This window comes from Alteromonas sp. 1_MG-2023 (genome assembly GCF_030547075.1).
Taxonomy (GTDB): domain Bacteria; phylum Pseudomonadota; class Gammaproteobacteria; order Enterobacterales; family Alteromonadaceae; genus Alteromonas.
The window spans coordinates 82240-99481 of the sequence record NZ_JAUOQH010000007.1; the positions used below are offsets into that span (position 1 = coordinate 82240).

Genomic DNA, 17242 nt, shown 5'->3' on the forward strand with positions numbered 1-17242 from the left:
AGGCCGCTCCCCTATTCCAGCTTGTACACAAACTCTTTCGACAGCTTCAGAAGACCTGCTAGTACGCGTAGCCGGTTTGACCCTGTCATAAAAAAGGGTTGTCTTTCGACAACCCTATTATCTTTTTTACTTAACTAAAGCTCATTGCCTATAAACCAATACTACAATACTGCGGCTATAGCGTGGCTATAAGGTGTTCGTAAAACACTATAACGCAGCAATCGTCTCGTACTGTTCTTTGAGCTTTTCGAGCTGCTTCTCGCCTTCTTCCAGCTTAGCACGCTCTTTCTCAATTACGGCGTCTGGGGCGTTACTTACAAACTTCTCGTTACCCAGCTTTCCACGTGTACGTGAAACGTCTTTATCCACTTTATCCATGGCCTTAGTGATACGAGCAAGCTCGGCATCTTTGTCAATAAGACCCGCCATTGGAATAAGAATTTCCATTTCACCCACCAACGCCGTAGCACTCGCAGGCGCTTCTTCACCGTCTTTGAGGATGGTTACTGTTTCAAGCTTAGATAACTTGTCTAAGAAGGCCTTAGCAGCATCTAAACGGCGGCTATCTTCAGCACTTACGTTTTTGAGTAAGGCATTAAGCGGTTTATTCGGAGAAATATCCATTTCGCCGCGAATATTACGAATACCCACGATGAACTTCTTCACCCACTCAATATCGGCAAGCACTTGCTCATCTTGCTTAGCGGCATCTTGTACTGGGAATGCTTGCACCATAATGCTGGCATTCTCTTCAACCTGTAGCGCACTTAATGGTACAACACGCTGCCAAATAGTATCGGTAATAAACGGCATTAACGGGTGCAACAAACGTAGCAAGTTTTCTAGTACGTTAATTAACGTATGACGTGTACCACGCTTCTCGGCTTCACTGCTAGCTTCATTGCTAAGCACAGGTTTCGTAAGCTCCAAGTACCAATCGCAGAACTGGTTCCAAGTAAACTCATAAACAATATGCGCAGCAATGTCGAAACGGTAGTCTTCTAACGCTTTTTCAAACTCAACAAGGGTTTGTTGGAACTTAGCCCAAATCCAGCGATCAGCAATACTTAATACCATTTCGCCGCCATCACGGCCTGTATCATGCTCTTCGGCATTCATCAGTACAAAACGTGATGCATTCCAAATCTTGTTGCAGAAGTTACGATAACCTTCAACCCGCGCCATATCAAAGTTGATATCACGGCTGGTTGACGCCATGGCAGCAAAAGTAAAACGAAGTGCATCTGTACCGTAAGCATGAATACCATCTGGGAATTGCTTACGAGTGCGCTTCTCAATCTTTTCAGCTAGCTTTGGCTGCATCATGCCTGAGGTGCGTTTTTTCACTAGCGTTTCAAGGTCAATACCGTCAATAAGGTCGATAGGGTCAAGTACGTTCCCTTTTGACTTAGACATTTTATCGCCGTTCTCATCTCGGATAAGACCAGTAATATAAATATCCTTAAACGGAATTTGGCCTGTGAACTTCTTCGTCATCATGATCATTCTGGCTACCCAGAAGAAAATGATATCGAAGCCGGTTACCAATACCGATGAAGGCAAGAAGGTTTCTAGTTCAGGCGTTTTTTCAGGCCAGCCCATGGTCGCGAACGGCCATAATGCAGATGAGAACCACGTATCAAGTACATCGTCATCTTGGCGAAGGGCAATGTCGTCGCCCAAGCTGTTTTTAGCGCGAACTTCTGCTTCAGTACGACCCACGTAAATCTTTCCGCTGTCGTCGTACCATGCAGGAATGCGGTGTCCCCACCACAACTGACGAGAAATACACCAATCTTGAATGTTGTGCATCCACTGGTAATAGGTTTTGTTCCAGTTTTCTGGCACAAAACGAATCTCGCCGCTTTCTACTGCTTCAATAGCAGGCTTGGCCAGTGATTCAACCGCCACGTACCATTGGTCGGTAAGGTAAGGCTCAATAACCGCACCAGTTCTGTCGCCACGAGGCACTTTAAGCTTATGCGGTTCAATCTTAACTAATGCGCCTTGGGCGTCTAAGTCGGCCACAATTTGCTTACGTGCGTCGAAACGGTCTAGGCCGCGATAAGCTTCTGGCGACTCATCATTAATTTTGGCATCGTCAGTTAAGATATTGATCATTGGTAGGCTGTGGCGCTTACCCATATCGTAATCGTTAAAGTCGTGAGCTGGCGTAATTTTAACGCAGCCTGTACCGAACTCTTGATCTACATAGTCATCGGCAATAACAGGAATTAAACGGCCCGTAATAGGCAGTTTAATGTCTTTACCAATGTAAGCTTGATAGCGTTCGTCATCAGGGTGCACCGCAACGGCGGTATCACCTAGCATGGTTTCTGGGCGTGTTGTGGCTACGACTAACTCACCGCTGCCATCAGCAAGTGGGTAGCGCATGTGCCACATGTGGCCATCTTCTTCTTCGTTTAGTACTTCTAAGTCTGATACTGCGGTGTGCAGTACCGGATCCCAGTTAACCAAACGCTTGCCGCGATAAATTAGGCCTTCTTCGTGAAGCTTTACGAAAGTTTCGGTTACCGCATCAGACAACTTGTCGTCCATGGTAAACACTTCACGAGACCAATCAGGTGATGTCCCTAAACGGCGCATTTGCCCCGTAATGGTTCCACCACTGTGCTCTTTCCATTCCCAGACTTTTTTGATGAAGTCTTCACGACCTAAATCATGACGGGTCTTACCTTCTGCATTTAATTGGCGTTCTACCACCATTTGGGTAGCGATACCCGCGTGGTCGGTACCCACTTGCCATAAGGTGTTGTCACCCTTCATACGGCGATAGCGGGTTAAGGCATCCATAATGGTTTGTTGAAAACCGTGCCCCATGTGAAGGCTACCGGTAACATTCGGCGGTGGAAGCAAAATACAATACGGATCGCCGCTGCCCGATGCTTTAAAAAGGCCCGAATTTTCCCATTTTTCATAGCATTGCTGCTCAATGGACTGTGGTTCGAAGGTTTTATCCATTACTTACTCTCGTTGTGAAGCCCGATTCTGATATGATCACTACGCAGTTTTCTTAAACTGCATGTTACATCCGGCTTGCTGGTAGTTCTTATATCGCACCCGCGCAGCCTGTTTGGCTTCGTCATCTACGGGAACAAAATCGATAATTTGGCGATGTTGATTTGGCGAAGGCACCATGCCCGAACCAACATTAACCACCATTTGACGGCGGGCAACCTGCTCGGGTTGCCAACATATTTCCACCGGCGTGCCGCTTTGTGGCCCTTCACCATATAGGTTGTGAGGAACAAAGCGATTGGCCGGCAGTTGCCATAAAAATTCATCAACTTCTTCGGCTTGCTTTTGCGTATCGCATAACACGCTTATCTTTTGCTTGTTCGCAAAAGCATCTGCAATAAGTTCGCTCGCACGAGACGCCACACTCGTGTCGCCTGCGCTCAGTTGATAAAACACGACTTGAGGCATCGTGCGTTAGTCCTCTAACTTGGTGCCAGCGCGGTTCATTAAGAACTGCGATAACATAGGAACAGGTCGCCCTGTTGCACCTTTGTTCTTGCCACTGCGCCATGCAGTACCGGCAATATCTAAGTGTGCCCAGTTATATTTCTTGGTGAAACGAGACAAGAAACACGCCGCGGTAATACTGCCTGCCGGACGACCACCTAAGTTAGTCATATCAGCAAACGGGCTTTCAAGCTGTTCTTGGTAATCATCCCACACGGGTAAACGCCATGCGCGATCTGAACTTTGCTCAGAGGCATTTAGCAGTTCATGGGCAAGCGGGTTGTGCGTGCTCATTACGCCAGTTGCATGGTGGCCAAGCGCAATAATGACTGCACCGGTTAGGGTAGCCACGTCAATCACTAACTCAGGCTCGTAGCGCTCAACGTAAGTTAACGCATCACACAGTACCAAGCGCCCTTCTGCATCTGTATTTAATACTTCAACAGTTTGCCCTGACATGGTGGTTAGAATATCGCCTGGACGATATGCAGTACCATCTGGCATGTTTTCACAGCCGGCTAATACACCAATTATGTTTATGGGCAAGTTTAGCGCTGCAATAGTGTGCATGGTACCTAGCACACCTGCTGCACCGCCCATGTCGTATTTCATTTCATCCATGGCTTCGCCAGGTTTAATCGAAATACCACCTGAGTCGAAGGTAAGCCCTTTACCCACCAGCACAATTGGCGCTTGATCGGCTGGACCGCCACGGTGATGCATAATACTCATCATGCTTTCGTTTGCAGAACCACGGCCCACAGCTAGATAAGCTTGCATGCCTAATTCAGCCATTTGGGTTTCATCCACTACTTCAGCACTTATGCTTTCGTACTGGCTGGCTAATGACTGCGCTTGCTCCCACAAATAAGCAGGGTTACAGATATTCGGCGGCATGTTAGCCACATCTTTGGTTACTTTCGCGCCGCGAGAAATGGCTAGCCCGTGTTCTACCGCACGCTCACCCACGGTGAGTTCGCGGCGTGTAGGTACGTTAAATACAATTTTACGTAACGGACGACGTGGCTCACCTTTCTTGGTTTTAAGTTGCAAGAAGGTATACAAAGAATCTTCGGTTGCTTCTACGGCCTGACGCACTTTCCAATATGTGTCGCGCCCCTTAACGTGTAATTCCGTTAAGAAACACACCGCTTCCATCGAGCCCGTTTCGTTTAGGGTAGTAATGGTTTTGGCAATAATTTGCTTGTATTGGCGCTCATCAAGTTCGCGCTCTTTTCCGCAACCTACTAATAATACGCGCTCACTCAGTACATTCGGTACATGGTGCAGCAATAGCATTTGCCCGGCTTTACCTTCTAGGTCGCCGCGGCGTAATAAGTTGCTAATATAGCCTTCACTGATTTCGTCTAGTTGTTCAGCCACCGCGGTAAGGCGGCGCGGCTCGAAGACCCCGACAACAATACAGGCACTGCGTTGTTTTTCCGGACTGCCACTTTTTACACTAAACTCCACGATATCACCTCGTTTTTCGTCGTTTAAGATTTGCATGCTGACTAAATTCACATAACGTTTCGCGCTGCTTTATGTTTTAATACGCAGCCATACTTGCATGCTAGCTGCGAATGACGCAATGTTGACGTAAATTATGTCAAATTTGCTTCGCCACACCATGCAATTAATTTTATGATTGCAGGCAAAACTTGTAAAAACGGTAAGTTTACTCAAAATTGTGGTTTCTTTCACTAAAATTCCAAAGTTTCCGGTAGGACTGAGATGTTGATATTCCGCTATTTGCTTAAGGAAACCCTTAAGTCTCAGTTAGCCATATTCTTCATTCTAATGGCGATATTTGTCACCCTTAGATTTGTACGCGTGCTTGGTGATGCCTCAGACGGCGATATACCAGCAGGGCTAGTACTTGGCTTTCTTGGGCTATACGCCCCTATTCTCGCATCACTCGTGCTGCCTATCAGTGCTTATTTAGGCATTATGCTTGCCCATGGGCGGCTGTATGTAGACAGCGAAATGACCGTCATGCGCGCATGCGGTATCAGTGAGTGGTACATCACCCGGGTGATGTTGTTCTTATCTGTACTCATTATGATAGTAACGGGGGCTATTACCCTCTATTTTGCGCCTATGGCGGCTGAAAACGAATACCAACTCAGGGAAAAAGCCCGTAATGAGGCTGGCCTTTCTGCCATTATCCCTGGTCGTTTCCAACAAACCGGTAATGCAAAAGCCGTTATTTTTGTTCACGACATTGATACCGAAGACCAATTACGCCGCGTGTTTTTATCGCAAAATAACTCTGAGAACGGTGAAAACCAAGTTCAGGTGGTATACGCGCAAACAGGGCAAGTGGCCAGCAACCCAGACGGCACCCGAAACTTGGTGTTAAAACAAGGGGTGCAGTACGAAGGTCAGCAGTCGCAAAAAAGCTATCGAAAGGTAGAATTCGATGAATACCAAATTCAAATAGCGGATAAGCCAGCAGAGGAAGCAAGGCGTAAAGTAAGCGTATTGCCTACTACTGAATTATGGGGTGATGAATCGATAGAGGCCCGTGCAGAGTTACAATGGCGTATTGCCATTCCGCTTTCACTGCCCTTCTTGATTCTAATTGCCGTGCCCTTGAGTGCTGTAGATCCGCGCCAAGGCCGATTTGGAAAAATGTTCCCCGCTATACTGCTCTATCTTGGTTACTTTTTATTGCTATTAGCCAGTAGACGGGTACTCGAAGATGGCAAAATACCGCCTCAACTTGGGCTGTGGTGGGTGCATACCATCATGCTATTTATTGGGGTTGCGCTCATTGTGCGAGACAGAAAAACAGGCACCCAATTTAGGGCCTGGATATTGGGGAAAAAATAGATGTTTAAAATCCTCGATTTATATATTGCTCGCACATTATTAGGCACGGTAACCGTTACCTTATCGGTACTTATTGGCTTAAGCGCACTTATTAAATTCGTAGAGCAACTACGAAAAGTGGGTGAAGGCGACTACGACATGATGGTGGCGTTCCTTTATGTGGTGCTTAGCTTACCAAGAGATTTAGAACAGTTTTTCCCTATGGCAACCCTGCTAGGTGGATTAATTGGTATGGGTGTACTTGCCAGCAACAGTGAGCTTGTTGTTATGCAAGCAGCAGGCATGAGTAGATGGAACATTATTGTCTCTACCATGAAGTCTGCCACTATTATGATTTTACTAGTGATGGCGGTGGGCGAATGGGTAACACCGTTCAGTGAATCTAAAGCAAAACAAATTCGCACCGAGGCTATTTCAGGGGGAAGCCTGTTTTCTTCCGAGCAACTGGTCTGGGCAAAAGATGGCGAGCACTTCGTCAGTATCGGCGAAGTGCTAAGTAGTGATTCACTAAAAGATATCAACATTTTCGATTTTAACGACGACCTTTCGCTTGAAAGTATTACCTATGCCAAATCGGGAAATTTTGATGGCAGTCAATGGCGTTTAAGCGATGTAGACATTACCCGTTTTAGTGAAACAGCGGTAACGTTGAATAACGAAGACAGTATGCAATGGAACTCGACGTTAACCCCAGATAAGTTGGGCATTGTTGCGGTAAAACCAGAGGCGCTATCTATTTCTGGTTTGCTAGATTACGTCGGCTATTTAGCTAATAACGGACAAGATCCATCTCGCTATGAATTGGCATTATGGCGTAAAATATTGCAGCCTGTGTCGGTAGGGGTAATGCTATTAATGGCCTTGTCGTTTATCTTTGGGCCATTACGAAGCGTTACCATGGGCGCCCGGGTGATCATGGGCGTATTAACGGGCTTTGGCTTCTTTATCTTAAATGAAGTATTTGGCCCGCTTAGTTTGGTATATCAAATTCCACCGTTTTTAGGCGCTTTGCTTCCCAGCTTACTGTTTGCGGCCATCGCCGCCATCATGCTGCGGAAGTAGTGCGGTTTAAACCGCTAGTTCAAAGTATTTGGTTGAAGCAGTTGGTTTAAGATTTGGGCTTAAGGTTTTGGCTTAAGGCTCTGGTTTGAAAAAAATAAAAATTCGAATAGCCTAAGCGCTAATGTCTGAACCGCTATAGTCTTTAGTTTCTTGGGGCAAACCCGAAATACTAGGCATATGAAAAATACTACAGGCAAAAGACACAAGCCATAAAAAAAGGGAAGCACTGCTTCCCTTTCTTAAATCTGTAAACTGGATTTCGCTTACCAGCTTTTATGATCGTTGCTTTCTTTCGTCAATTTAAGCACTTGGGTTTGCGCCAATCTATCTTGCAGTGATTGTTTGTGCTTAAAATCAAACAGTACCAACAGCGTACCTAAGCCCCCGAGTGACGCCACTAAGCGAATGAGTAATCGTGGCCATGTCATAGGCGCATCTATGGTGCTGAAAATACGTAGTCGCCATGCACGCATACCCAAGGTTTGCCCACCTCGCTTCCAAAACCATAAAAAGAAACCAACCACCCACAAACCAACCCATACCTGAATAAGTAACTTATACCCCGTAGATGCCTGAATTAATTCAGCGGGTTGCTCATAGCCTTGCAAATCCAGTACATCATTTGAAAGCAACACAATAAGCGTCACTATTACCACCATGGCTGCACACATCCCCACCGCTACGGCAACCAATGTATCGTAAATCATGGCGGCTAAACGGCGAATAAACCCTGCGCGCTCTGAGACAGGAGTTAACTCGACAGCTTCATTTTTGGTGAGTTTTTCAATCTTATTTGCTTTTTTAGCGTTGCGTGCAGCTCGTGACGCTTTGTGATTACTTTTGTTCAAAATACTTCCGATACGGTTCAATACCGCGCTAGTGTGCCACAACGCCGACAAGGCATAAATAACCGATAGTGAAACAGAGCTAGTTTTAACACTTAGTATTGTGTATTGCTAAGCCGTACTCGATTAGAAAACGCTTATAGGGTGAAGCGGACAAATAATATTTGTACTTTTTGCATCTAATTACAGGTGGTAAACGTTTAATAACATGTAAACACAAACAATCGATCGAAAAGTTCTTGTGTCTATACCCTGATCAGAGTTCCGACGCTAAAGGCTATTTAATTTCTAAATGCCATGTATGTCTCGGTAAAGAAGGATACTTTATGGAACATGAAACCTTGTTTCCCCTACTGTGTGAAACAGCGAATGGCAATAAAGCCGCCTTTGCTGAGCTATATAAATTAACCAGTCCACAACTTTACGCCGTGGTGCTAAAACTATTAAAACGGCCCGAATTGGCCGATGAAGCCACTCAAGATGCGTTTATAAAAATATGGCATAACGCAGGCAGTTACCAACGTGGCAAAGGTACGGTGCTAACGTGGATGGTGAGCATAGCGCGCTACCGTGCATTAGATTTAATGCGCTATCACAATGTGCGAAACGAAGTTGAATTGGATAACGAAGCCCCTCAATTAGATGAGTCTTCTGACACCGTTCGGATGAATACCGAGCAAGATAAATTAGCGGAATGTTTGGACGAGTTGGACCAATCCCAGCGTCAAGCAATACAACTAGCTTATGTAAACGGACTTTCCCATCAAGAAGTTGTGAACCATTTGTCGTCGCCTCTGGGCACTATTAAAAGCTGGATCCGACGTGGCCTTCAAAGCTTACAAAGGTGTTTGTCATTATGAATTATTTGAAAGAAGAACGGTTGAACGCACTCGCAGCCGAATATGTGGTGGGAACGTTGCGGGGCAAAGCACGCCAACGCTATCAAAAGTTATTGATGCAATATCAAATAGTAGGTGAAACGACTGCAAAGTGGGAAGAGTACTTGGTGGGCTTTTCTGACGGTATTACCCCAGTAAAACCGCCTCATGCTGTGTGGGAGCAAATTCAACGCCGTCTTGATCACGGCAATTCAACAAAACTAGCATCTAACGTACTTGAATTTGAACAAGCAAAGCAGGCTAGATGGCGTTATCTCTCTTTACTGTCTACCGCGGCTGCCATGATATTTGCGGTACTTCTTGTAGTGATGATGCCGGTATCCGATGAAGAAACTTCACATATTGCTGTTGTTAATAACGCAGATAACGCACCTTTGTGGGTAATAGAAATTTCTGAATCAACCATGGATGTAAAAGTAACCAGCGCTTTTGCCCCTATTACCGATAAAGACTACGAACTATGGATGGTACCTGAAAATGGTGAAGCGCCTATTTCTCTAGGCCTATTACCTGAGTCGGGCTTCGAGCACTTTGCCACCAATGCCATATTGCTTAATGGCAGCATTGCTGCCCTTGCCGTAAGTTTAGAAGCTCCTGGAGGTTCTAAAACCGGTGCGCCAACTGAAGTGATATATATTGCGCCGTTGGTTTCCGTTTAATAAACAATCAACATTAGAAAGCCGGCTTCATGCCGGCTTTTTAGTGTCTGAAAAAAATATTTTAAATAAAAGTAAATTATTTTGCATCCAACTTCCCATCCGAATCGTTTGGCTTTATGAACTCACTCACTAAGAGACATAATATGATTTCGATTAAACGTTCAGTAGTTGCTGTATCTTGCGCACTTATTGCCGCAGGCGCAGTGGCTTCAAGCCACCGAGAAGCACCAAACATTACTCGTCACCCTGCTTTAGACAGCACCGACTTTTATGCTTTTAATAGCTATGAAGAAGGACGTGAGGGCTACGTTACTTTCATCGCAAATTACATTCCACTGCAAGATGCCTACGGCGGTCCTAACTATTTCGCCATGGATCCAAACGCGCAATACACTATTCATATCGACAGCGATGGCGATGCAGTTGAAGACATTAGTTTCGTTTTTGAGTTTCAATCTATGCTTGCCGCTGAAAACGAAGGTATTGCATTGCCTATTGGCGCAGCTGGCGAAGAAAAAATGGTGAAAGTGCCATTAAAGAACATTGGCCCTGTTAGCGCAGACGATCAAAGTGCAGCCAACTTCTCAGAAATGTATAGCTTAACTATGGTATCGGGCGACATGCAAAGCGGTGAGCGTACTACGCTGACGCCAAGTGCAGGTGATATGTTTACCAAACCACTTGATTACATTGGTAATAAAACCTTCACCAGCGAAGCAGAATACGCCCGCTATGCCGAAAGTTTTATTTATTCATTCTCGATACCGGGCTGTGATGACATGGCAAAGGTATTTGTAGGCCAACGTAAAGACCCGTTTGTGGTAAACCTAGGTAAAACCTTCGACTTAGTGAATTATGTGCCCGTTGAAGGCGACAGTGCCCCTGGCGCTGGTGATGGAGGCGGTTTCCCCGGCGGTATCACCCAAAGTAATGACAACGATGACTTGTCAGATAAAAATGTGACGTCGATATCTGTAGAAGTACCTTCAACGTGTGTTACGGGTGACGGTAACGGCGTAGTAGGAAGCTGGACAACAGCAAGCCTTCCGCAAGCCCGAATTTTAAACCCTGATGCTACCTTTGCATCGCCAGAAGTTAATGGCGGCGCGATGACCCAAGTATCTCGCTTAGGCAGCCCATTAGTTAACGAACTGGTTATCGGTATTGGCGATAAAGATACCTTCTCTAGTGCCCACCCAAGTGACGACGGCCAGTTTGCTGATTATGTTACTCACCCTGCACTACCAGAATTACTAAACATCTTGTTTAAAGATGCAGTAAACACAACGTTGGGCACATCAATTGAAACCTTAGCACCCACTAATTTCCCTAGAAACGATTTAGTTGCTGCATTCTTAACAGGTTTCCCTGGTGTTAACCAACAGGCCACAGTAACGGCTTCTGAAATGCTTCGCTTAAATACAGGCATTCCAGCAACGCCTGCAGCCGACCAATCTGCATTCGGTGTAGCAGGCGACGATTTAGCTGGTTTCCCGAATGGAAGAAGACCTGGCGATGATGTGGTAGATATTGCCCTTCGCGTTGTGATGGGTCGTTTGTGTTATCCCATTCCAGTGAATGGTGAAGAAACCAACCTTGGCCTTTGCGCAGAAGAAGATGCAAGCGTAGGTAATGTTCCATTCACTGATGGTGCGCCAGTTGATGCCAGTATGACCGATGCGTCATTCCCTTACCTTAAAACACCTATTGCGGGTTCTGAATAAGGAGTGATGATTATGAACAACGCTCTTTTAAGAGGCATAGTGTTGGTGGGCGCAGTAAGTGCGCTTACTGGATGCTTTGATAATGACGATGATAAGCCAAAAGTAAACGTGGCACCGGTAGCGGAAGATGCCATGTTTACTACTCAGGCTGATATAGCGTTTACCGAAATGCTAAGTGCAAGTGATGCTAATGGTGACGCGTTAACTTATACGCTGGCCACAGACAGCGAAAACGGAACCACAACGGTAACAGCAGACGGTGATTTTACTTATACACCGAATGCGCAGTTTACCGGAACTGATTCTTTTGTTTTCAGTGTATCTGACGGCGTAGCCGATGCTGATATGGGCGAGGTGACTATTACTATAGATGCGCAACAAGTCTCGTTTTCAAGCTATACACGAGATGCATTTAATCAAGAAGCTACTGACGAGCCCCTTCCTATTAACGGAAGAGAATTCACTCAGGATGCCGAAGAAAGTAGTTTTGATGACTTACTACCTCAGCAGTAAATAGCCGTAGCGCCAGGGAAGGCGCTTTTTTCTTACGTTTGCTTATTAGCGATGAATAACCATAGGAGGTTAAGTTATGAAAAAATTAGTCACTCGTTTTTTAGCATTAAGCACGTTGACTCTGCTAAACGTTTTAGCATTTTCCGCAAGTAGCACTGAATACTCAAGCGATACGGTAATCGCGACTTGGAGTGCAGAACCCGAAACAGAGATGACCTTAGCCCAAGCTAAAAAACTGCTTAATGAAAGCCGCTATCCCAACGCTACCGGCAATGAAAGACAGCAAGTTACCCACTTTATTCATTATCAAAAGCAAAAAAAAGATACCCTATCGGCAACAGCACTAACAGAATTAATGGTGTTAGAAGCCAAGGTGCTACAAGGCACTCACCAATTTAGCCAAGCTGCCGCTATTTTAGATACTATAGATACAACCAATAATGCAGCGGCTTTATTACTACTCGCTGACATTAATATTCAACAAGGCAACCCGGCAGCAGCCAAAACCTATTGCCAGCAATTAGTTGGCAAAACCAGCTACTTATTGGCCTTTACGTGTATGTTGAATGCCGAATTCACACTCAACACCAGTACTGCCACTTATGAGAAATTACTAAGCCTTGAAGGATTTGCTGAAAAAGCCCATGTAGAGGAAGTAAGCGATAGCGAAAGGTTGTGGTACTACGAAACCTTGGCGGCCATGGCCTATACCCTAGACAAACCAGAGGCGACCATTTCGCACCTAGACAAATTAAACGCTCAAAAGCTGCCAGTAAGTGCATTATTATTGTGGTCTGATGCGCAACTAAAACTCGCGCAACCTCAACGTATCATCAATAGATTCAAGGCAATGCAGTCAGCTTCAAACCCTACGTCTAAGCGTACTTTTAGCCTGACTTCCAACGATAGCGGTAATAATGCTGGCAATAGCATTGATGATGGCTTACTGCTTCGCTGGGTAAAAGCAGAAAGACAAATAAGTCTTCATGATACTGAAATTCAAAAGCAATTAGCTGATAGAATGGCATTACGAACTTGGCGGGAAGATGTTTCTCATGCAGCGCAAGTGGCTAGTTACTTTTTAGATATTGACTATAAACCTGCAGTAGCACTTAAGTTCGCCACGTTAAATTGGCAGGCGGCACAAACACAAAGTGACGCTAGATTACTAGCTAGGGCCGAGCAAGCTGTTGCTAGATCATCTACATTGAATTAAAGAAAAAATATGAAAGCACTTGTAGTTACTCTCTTATTATCATTTTTGATTGTGAACACTAGCATTGTTAACGCCCACGAACTTAGTAGCGGGTATTTGACGTTAAACGCGGGTGAAGAAAATACCTTCAGTGGCGAATTATTATTGAAGCCCGATGATATTGGCCAAGTGGCAGGGTTAGACACTAATGGTAACGGCGCACTAACGTGGGGCGAGATTCATCAAAACTTGCCCCTATTAGAGAGCTATATTGTAAACGTGCTCAGTATTCGCGTAGACGACTCTCCTTGTGAGATTAGCCTTAGCATGCCAAATATTAGAAGTGTTTCTGCCGAGTCTTACCTAGTGTCACCCATTCAAGTTGCCTGTGACTCAGCCGGTACGCTTGGCATTCGTTACGATGGAATTTTTGAGCATAGCCCCACCCATAAGCTGCTTGTAAATGTGAATCTCGCTGCTCAATCATCAGTGAGTTCACAAAGCTCTTCGGTCACTAGTGTGCTTGATACTGATAGCCGCAGCGTAACCTTCGATGCAAGCACTACGTCTCTTACCTCGTTGTTTCTTTCGTTAGTATACGAAGGCGTGTGGCACATATTTATTGGTATCGACCACATCCTATTCTTAGTGGCCACCTTGCTTACCGTTAACCTAACCAGAGAGCAAAAGTTGTGGCAAAAAGAACCTTCTGCTTCTCGAATTTTAAAGCATACGGTAATTTTAGTCAGCGCATTTACGCTTGCACACTCTATTACCTTAACCGCTACCGCACTTAATTTTATTGCGTTAGATAGCCGCTTAGTGGAGCTTGGTATTGCTATTTCAGTACTGCTAACCGCCCTTAACAATATTTACCCACTGATTGTGCGACTAGGCATTATCACCTTCGCCTTTGGTTTATTACACGGAATGGGGTTTGCCAGCGTATTTGCCGATTTAAATGCCCAGTCAAATAACCTTGTGCTTAGTGTGGCTGCATTTAACATTGGGGTGGAAGTGGGTCAGTTAGCCATTGTCGCCGTGCTACTTCCTTTGCTGTTGTGGCTTAGACATTATACGTTTTATGCTAAGACCTTAATGCCGCTGGTATCTTCAGTCATCGCTATCATCGCCATCAACTGGACGATTCAGCGCTGGTAAGTGCTGTTTAAAAGCGCGAATTGAACATTCTTTCAGCAACCAAGCATTTAAGCTAAAAAAAGGGTTGTATGCGCGCGCCGCATCGCTATAATGCACCACTTAGCGATAGCACACCTATCCAAGCCAGTGTGATGGAATTGGTAGACATGACGGATTCAAAATCCGTTGCCAGCAATGGCGTGGCGGTTCAAGTCCGCCCACTGGTACCAAACATTTAAGCCAACTTTTTAGTTGGTTTTTTTGTGCCTGAAATTCAAGAAGCCGCCACGCAGGCGCGGCGTCCGAAGGTCGGTCCAGCCGAAGTCCGCCCACTGGTACCAAACATTTAAACCAACTTCATAGTTGGTTTTTTTGTGCCTGAAATTTAAGAAATCACCACGCGAGCGTGTCGGCCCATCGCGTGGTGACCAATTAAAGCCCGCCCACTGGGGGCATCTCTTCTTAGTCTACGAGAAGAGATAACAATAAACCGACCGAAGTCGGTTTTTTACGTGGTGGAAATCTACTGTGCCCTTATTTATCTGGATTGATAAAGTCACAAACATTGCGTGAGTTTACTAGACGTATTAGTACACTGATAGCTGTCATTTAAACTACTAGTTACCCCGTTCATAATAATACTATTTTGCAACTTCCTAGTCTCATCAATACGTAACCTTAATCGTTGTTAATGGTTTTTTCTTCTCTTAGTTACCCATTTCATGAAAGAATACTTTTCTAAAGCATACCTATCAGCTACTTATGGGTATTACATTTCATACTAGTAAAACTGTTATTTACTTGGAAAATTTTCACCTGACATCTACTCTATTAACTCTTGCTAACCCCTTACTAACGTTCTTATTGGAGATAAAAGTGTTAGATAGTCTAGGTAATTATGTATACGCCCTAGTAGATCCGGAACTTGATAAGATCTTTTATGTGGGTAAAGCAGGCAAAGGTTTTAAAGGAAAATTAAACGTCCGTCCCACTAAACATTTTGACTTTAAAGAGCCTAAAGGTGATAAAGAGTATTATATCGCTGGATTAATAGAGAAAGGTTACGTCAAAGACGAAATAATCCACGTAATCCGTCATAATTTAGCGGATGAAGCAGTCCTGAACGTTGAAGCTGCTGTAATTGATGCTATTGGTATAGAAAATCTAACCAATGCAAAACTAGGTGATAAAGTTGAGCACGGACGTATGCCGTGGTCAGAAGTAAACATGCGTTTTGGCAGTAAATTAGTTGATTGGAAAAAACTTCAAGAATTTGCTGATCAACGAGGTGTTCGCCTGACGCTTATCCATATCAAGAAAAGTTATCGACCAAATATGTCAGCTGTTGAGCTTTATGATGCAACGCGCGGCTATTGGAAAATAGCTAGACATAAAGCTTCCTTAGATAAACCCACCTTTGCATTGTGTTGTTTAGGAGATACAATTCTTGAAGTATACCGAATTGAGGCATGGCTACCCGCCGGCTCCACAGTTTCTACCGTATATACAACAGACGCTCTGGAACGGATAAAAAAAGGCGACGAAATAAAGGAAGAAGTCAAAGCTAAATTTGAATTTGTCGGCCAGCTGGCAAAAGATGACGAATTTAAATTTCGCGGTTATCGTATCACTAAGGATCAAGGGAATTTGACTTGGTCGGAATCCTCATTCATGCACATTGAGTAAACTTTAGTATGAAGGCAAGACTCACTTCAGCAGCACAAAAAAAACTTCAAGATAAAATAAAAGCATCGTTAGATAGCTTCTACCCGCAAATTAGTTTATCGCCCAAACTTGCGCTGTACGATATAACTAACTGGCGAACCCACGAGGTTGAATCTCACCTCTATGTAAATCATCACCTAATTGTAGAAGAACCCAAACAGGCTGACGCAGAATCACCAATACTCGACATAGCACACCGTTTAGAGGATGCATTAGGAGAAGAGTTGATTCGAACACATCTAAACTGGACTGCGATCGGCAAGGCTGCTGCAAGGCTAATTTCTGAAGAAAAAGAATTCGAAGCACATATTGCGGTTCATGGAGAACATTCCGTGCATCCATGGCTCATAGAGCACGAAGCTGTTTACCCGTTAAGCTACTACATTCAGTTTCACGAAAAGCACATTTCAAACGCTTATTAGTAGTCCAAGATGGTCTACTTCTGTCTTGGTCCAGTGTAATATTCAAAACGCATAGACTTTTTAATAACTACTATTCGTTTTAGTCATTATGATTGATAATCGTCAAATTTGTAATATCTTGGACGTCATATGAAGCTCTTTTCATATGTAGTGATGTAAGGTACAGGATTTGCTCAGAATCATTTACATGAATCAAATTTTGTTGTTTACGAGGCGATGGTGTGGTGCCCTAAGGTAGGCCCATCGCGTGGAGATTCGCATTTTGATGATAAGGTACTTTTCTCCCCTTATTCTTTTGTCTAGAGCAGCTTTAATCAGACGATTTTGATTGAAACCAATGGTGAATTAACATTCCTGCAAGCATCGCAATCACAAATATGATGACGTCTGACTGGAGAGTAGCTACTGCCACTAGGCCTGGCCCAGGACAAAAACCTCCTATTCCCCAGCCAATGCCGAAAATAGCAGCGCCAAATATCAGCTTTTTGTCGACGGTGGTACTTGTCGGTATATCGAATTTGTCTGCAAACAACGGGCTTCCTTGCTTGCGCACCCAATAAATACCAGGGGCTGCGATTGCAATAGCGCCGCCCATTACAAACGCCAGCGTGGCATCCCAGTTCGCGCTCCAATCCAGGAAATTTAATACGCGAGCCGGATTACTCATTCCAGATATAATTAAACCTAAGCCAAATAAAAGCCCACAAAATAACGAGGTAACAAGTGCTTTCATGTAT

The 17242-nt window shown here is 44.6% G+C and carries 15 protein-coding genes and 1 tRNA gene; 11 read left to right on the plus strand and 5 right to left on the minus strand.

The window, feature by feature from the left end; all coding sequences use genetic code 11:
- Positions 1-207: 207 nt before the first annotated feature.
- Genes Q4561_RS09460 through pepA form a run of 3 tightly spaced genes read right to left on the minus strand, consistent with a single transcriptional unit; the run spans position 208 to position 4959 of the window.
- Entirely contained in the window at positions 208-2982 is a 2775-nt protein-coding gene (locus tag Q4561_RS09460) for a valine--tRNA ligase (protein ID WP_303459575.1), read from the minus strand.
- A 39-nt stretch (positions 2983-3021) separates the two neighbouring features.
- On the minus strand, positions 3022-3447 hold the full coding sequence (locus tag Q4561_RS09465; RefSeq protein WP_013782780.1) for a DNA polymerase III subunit chi: 426 nt from the start codon (positions 3445-3447) through the stop codon (positions 3022-3024).
- A 6-nt stretch (positions 3448-3453) separates the two neighbouring features.
- Positions 3454-4959, minus strand: a complete 1506-nt coding sequence (pepA, locus tag Q4561_RS09470) for a leucyl aminopeptidase (RefSeq protein WP_211071606.1) — start codon at positions 4957-4959, stop codon at positions 3454-3456.
- Positions 4960-5220: 261 nt separating this feature from the next.
- Between pepA and lptF the strand changes: the two genes are divergently transcribed.
- Both lptF and lptG read left to right on the plus strand, forming a co-directional pair.
- On the plus strand, positions 5221-6321 hold the full coding sequence (gene lptF / locus Q4561_RS09475) for an LPS export ABC transporter permease LptF (RefSeq protein WP_303459580.1): 1101 nt from the start codon (positions 5221-5223) through the stop codon (positions 6319-6321).
- Positions 6322-7383 (plus strand): LPS export ABC transporter permease LptG, encoded by a 1062-nt coding sequence (gene lptG / locus Q4561_RS09480; RefSeq protein WP_303459582.1) that lies wholly within the window; start codon positions 6322-6324, stop codon positions 7381-7383.
- Positions 7384-7646: 263 nt separating this feature from the next.
- On the opposite strand, the gene Q4561_RS09485 is transcribed toward lptG, so the two are convergent.
- Positions 7647-8171: an RDD family protein gene (locus Q4561_RS09485; RefSeq protein WP_303459792.1), complete on the minus strand. Its 525-nt coding sequence runs from the start codon at positions 8169-8171 to the stop codon at positions 7647-7649.
- A gap of 383 nt (positions 8172-8554) precedes the next feature.
- Here Q4561_RS09485 and Q4561_RS09490 point away from each other — a divergent pair, with 383 nt between their 5' ends.
- The 9 genes from Q4561_RS09490 to Q4561_RS09530 all read left to right on the plus strand — a co-directional run bounded on the left by Q4561_RS09490 (position 8555) and on the right by Q4561_RS09530 (position 16505).
- On the plus strand, positions 8555-9088 hold the full coding sequence (locus tag Q4561_RS09490; protein ID WP_231519368.1) for a sigma-70 family RNA polymerase sigma factor: 534 nt from the start codon (positions 8555-8557) through the stop codon (positions 9086-9088).
- On the plus strand, positions 9085-9786 hold the full coding sequence (locus Q4561_RS09495) for an anti-sigma factor (RefSeq protein ID WP_303459584.1): 702 nt from the start codon (positions 9085-9087) through the stop codon (positions 9784-9786). The genes Q4561_RS09490 and Q4561_RS09495 overlap by 4 nt, the downstream gene beginning before the upstream one ends.
- Before the next feature lie 143 nt (positions 9787-9929).
- A complete protein-coding gene (locus Q4561_RS09500) occupies positions 9930-11510 on the plus strand; it encodes a DUF4331 domain-containing protein (protein ID WP_303459585.1) in 1581 nt (526 codons plus the stop codon).
- A gap of 12 nt (positions 11511-11522) precedes the next feature.
- Entirely contained in the window at positions 11523-12023 is a 501-nt protein-coding gene (locus Q4561_RS09505; RefSeq protein ID WP_303459588.1) for an Ig-like domain-containing protein, read from the plus strand.
- A gap of 76 nt (positions 12024-12099) precedes the next feature.
- Positions 12100-13239, plus strand: a complete 1140-nt coding sequence (locus Q4561_RS09510) for a hypothetical protein (RefSeq protein WP_303459590.1) — start codon at positions 12100-12102, stop codon at positions 13237-13239.
- A 9-nt stretch (positions 13240-13248) separates the two neighbouring features.
- Entirely contained in the window at positions 13249-14379 is a 1131-nt protein-coding gene (locus Q4561_RS09515) for a HupE/UreJ family protein (RefSeq protein ID WP_303459591.1), read from the plus strand.
- A 122-nt stretch (positions 14380-14501) separates the two neighbouring features.
- Positions 14502-14588 (plus strand) — tRNA-Leu (locus Q4561_RS09520).
- A gap of 646 nt (positions 14589-15234) precedes the next feature.
- Positions 15235-16044, plus strand: a complete 810-nt coding sequence (locus tag Q4561_RS09525; RefSeq protein ID WP_303459593.1) for a hypothetical protein — start codon at positions 15235-15237, stop codon at positions 16042-16044.
- 8 nt (positions 16045-16052) lie between these two features.
- Positions 16053-16505: a hypothetical protein gene (locus Q4561_RS09530; RefSeq protein ID WP_303459595.1), complete on the plus strand. Its 453-nt coding sequence runs from the start codon at positions 16053-16055 to the stop codon at positions 16503-16505.
- A 310-nt stretch (positions 16506-16815) separates the two neighbouring features.
- Here the strand turns inward: Q4561_RS09530 and Q4561_RS09535 are convergent, their stop codons facing one another.
- Positions 16816-17238 carry a DUF6691 family protein gene (locus Q4561_RS09535; protein WP_303459597.1) on the minus strand — a complete coding sequence of 141 codons (423 nt, stop codon included), beginning with the start codon at positions 17236-17238 and terminating at the stop codon, positions 16816-16818.
- Between the last annotated feature and the right edge of the window lie 4 nt (positions 17239-17242).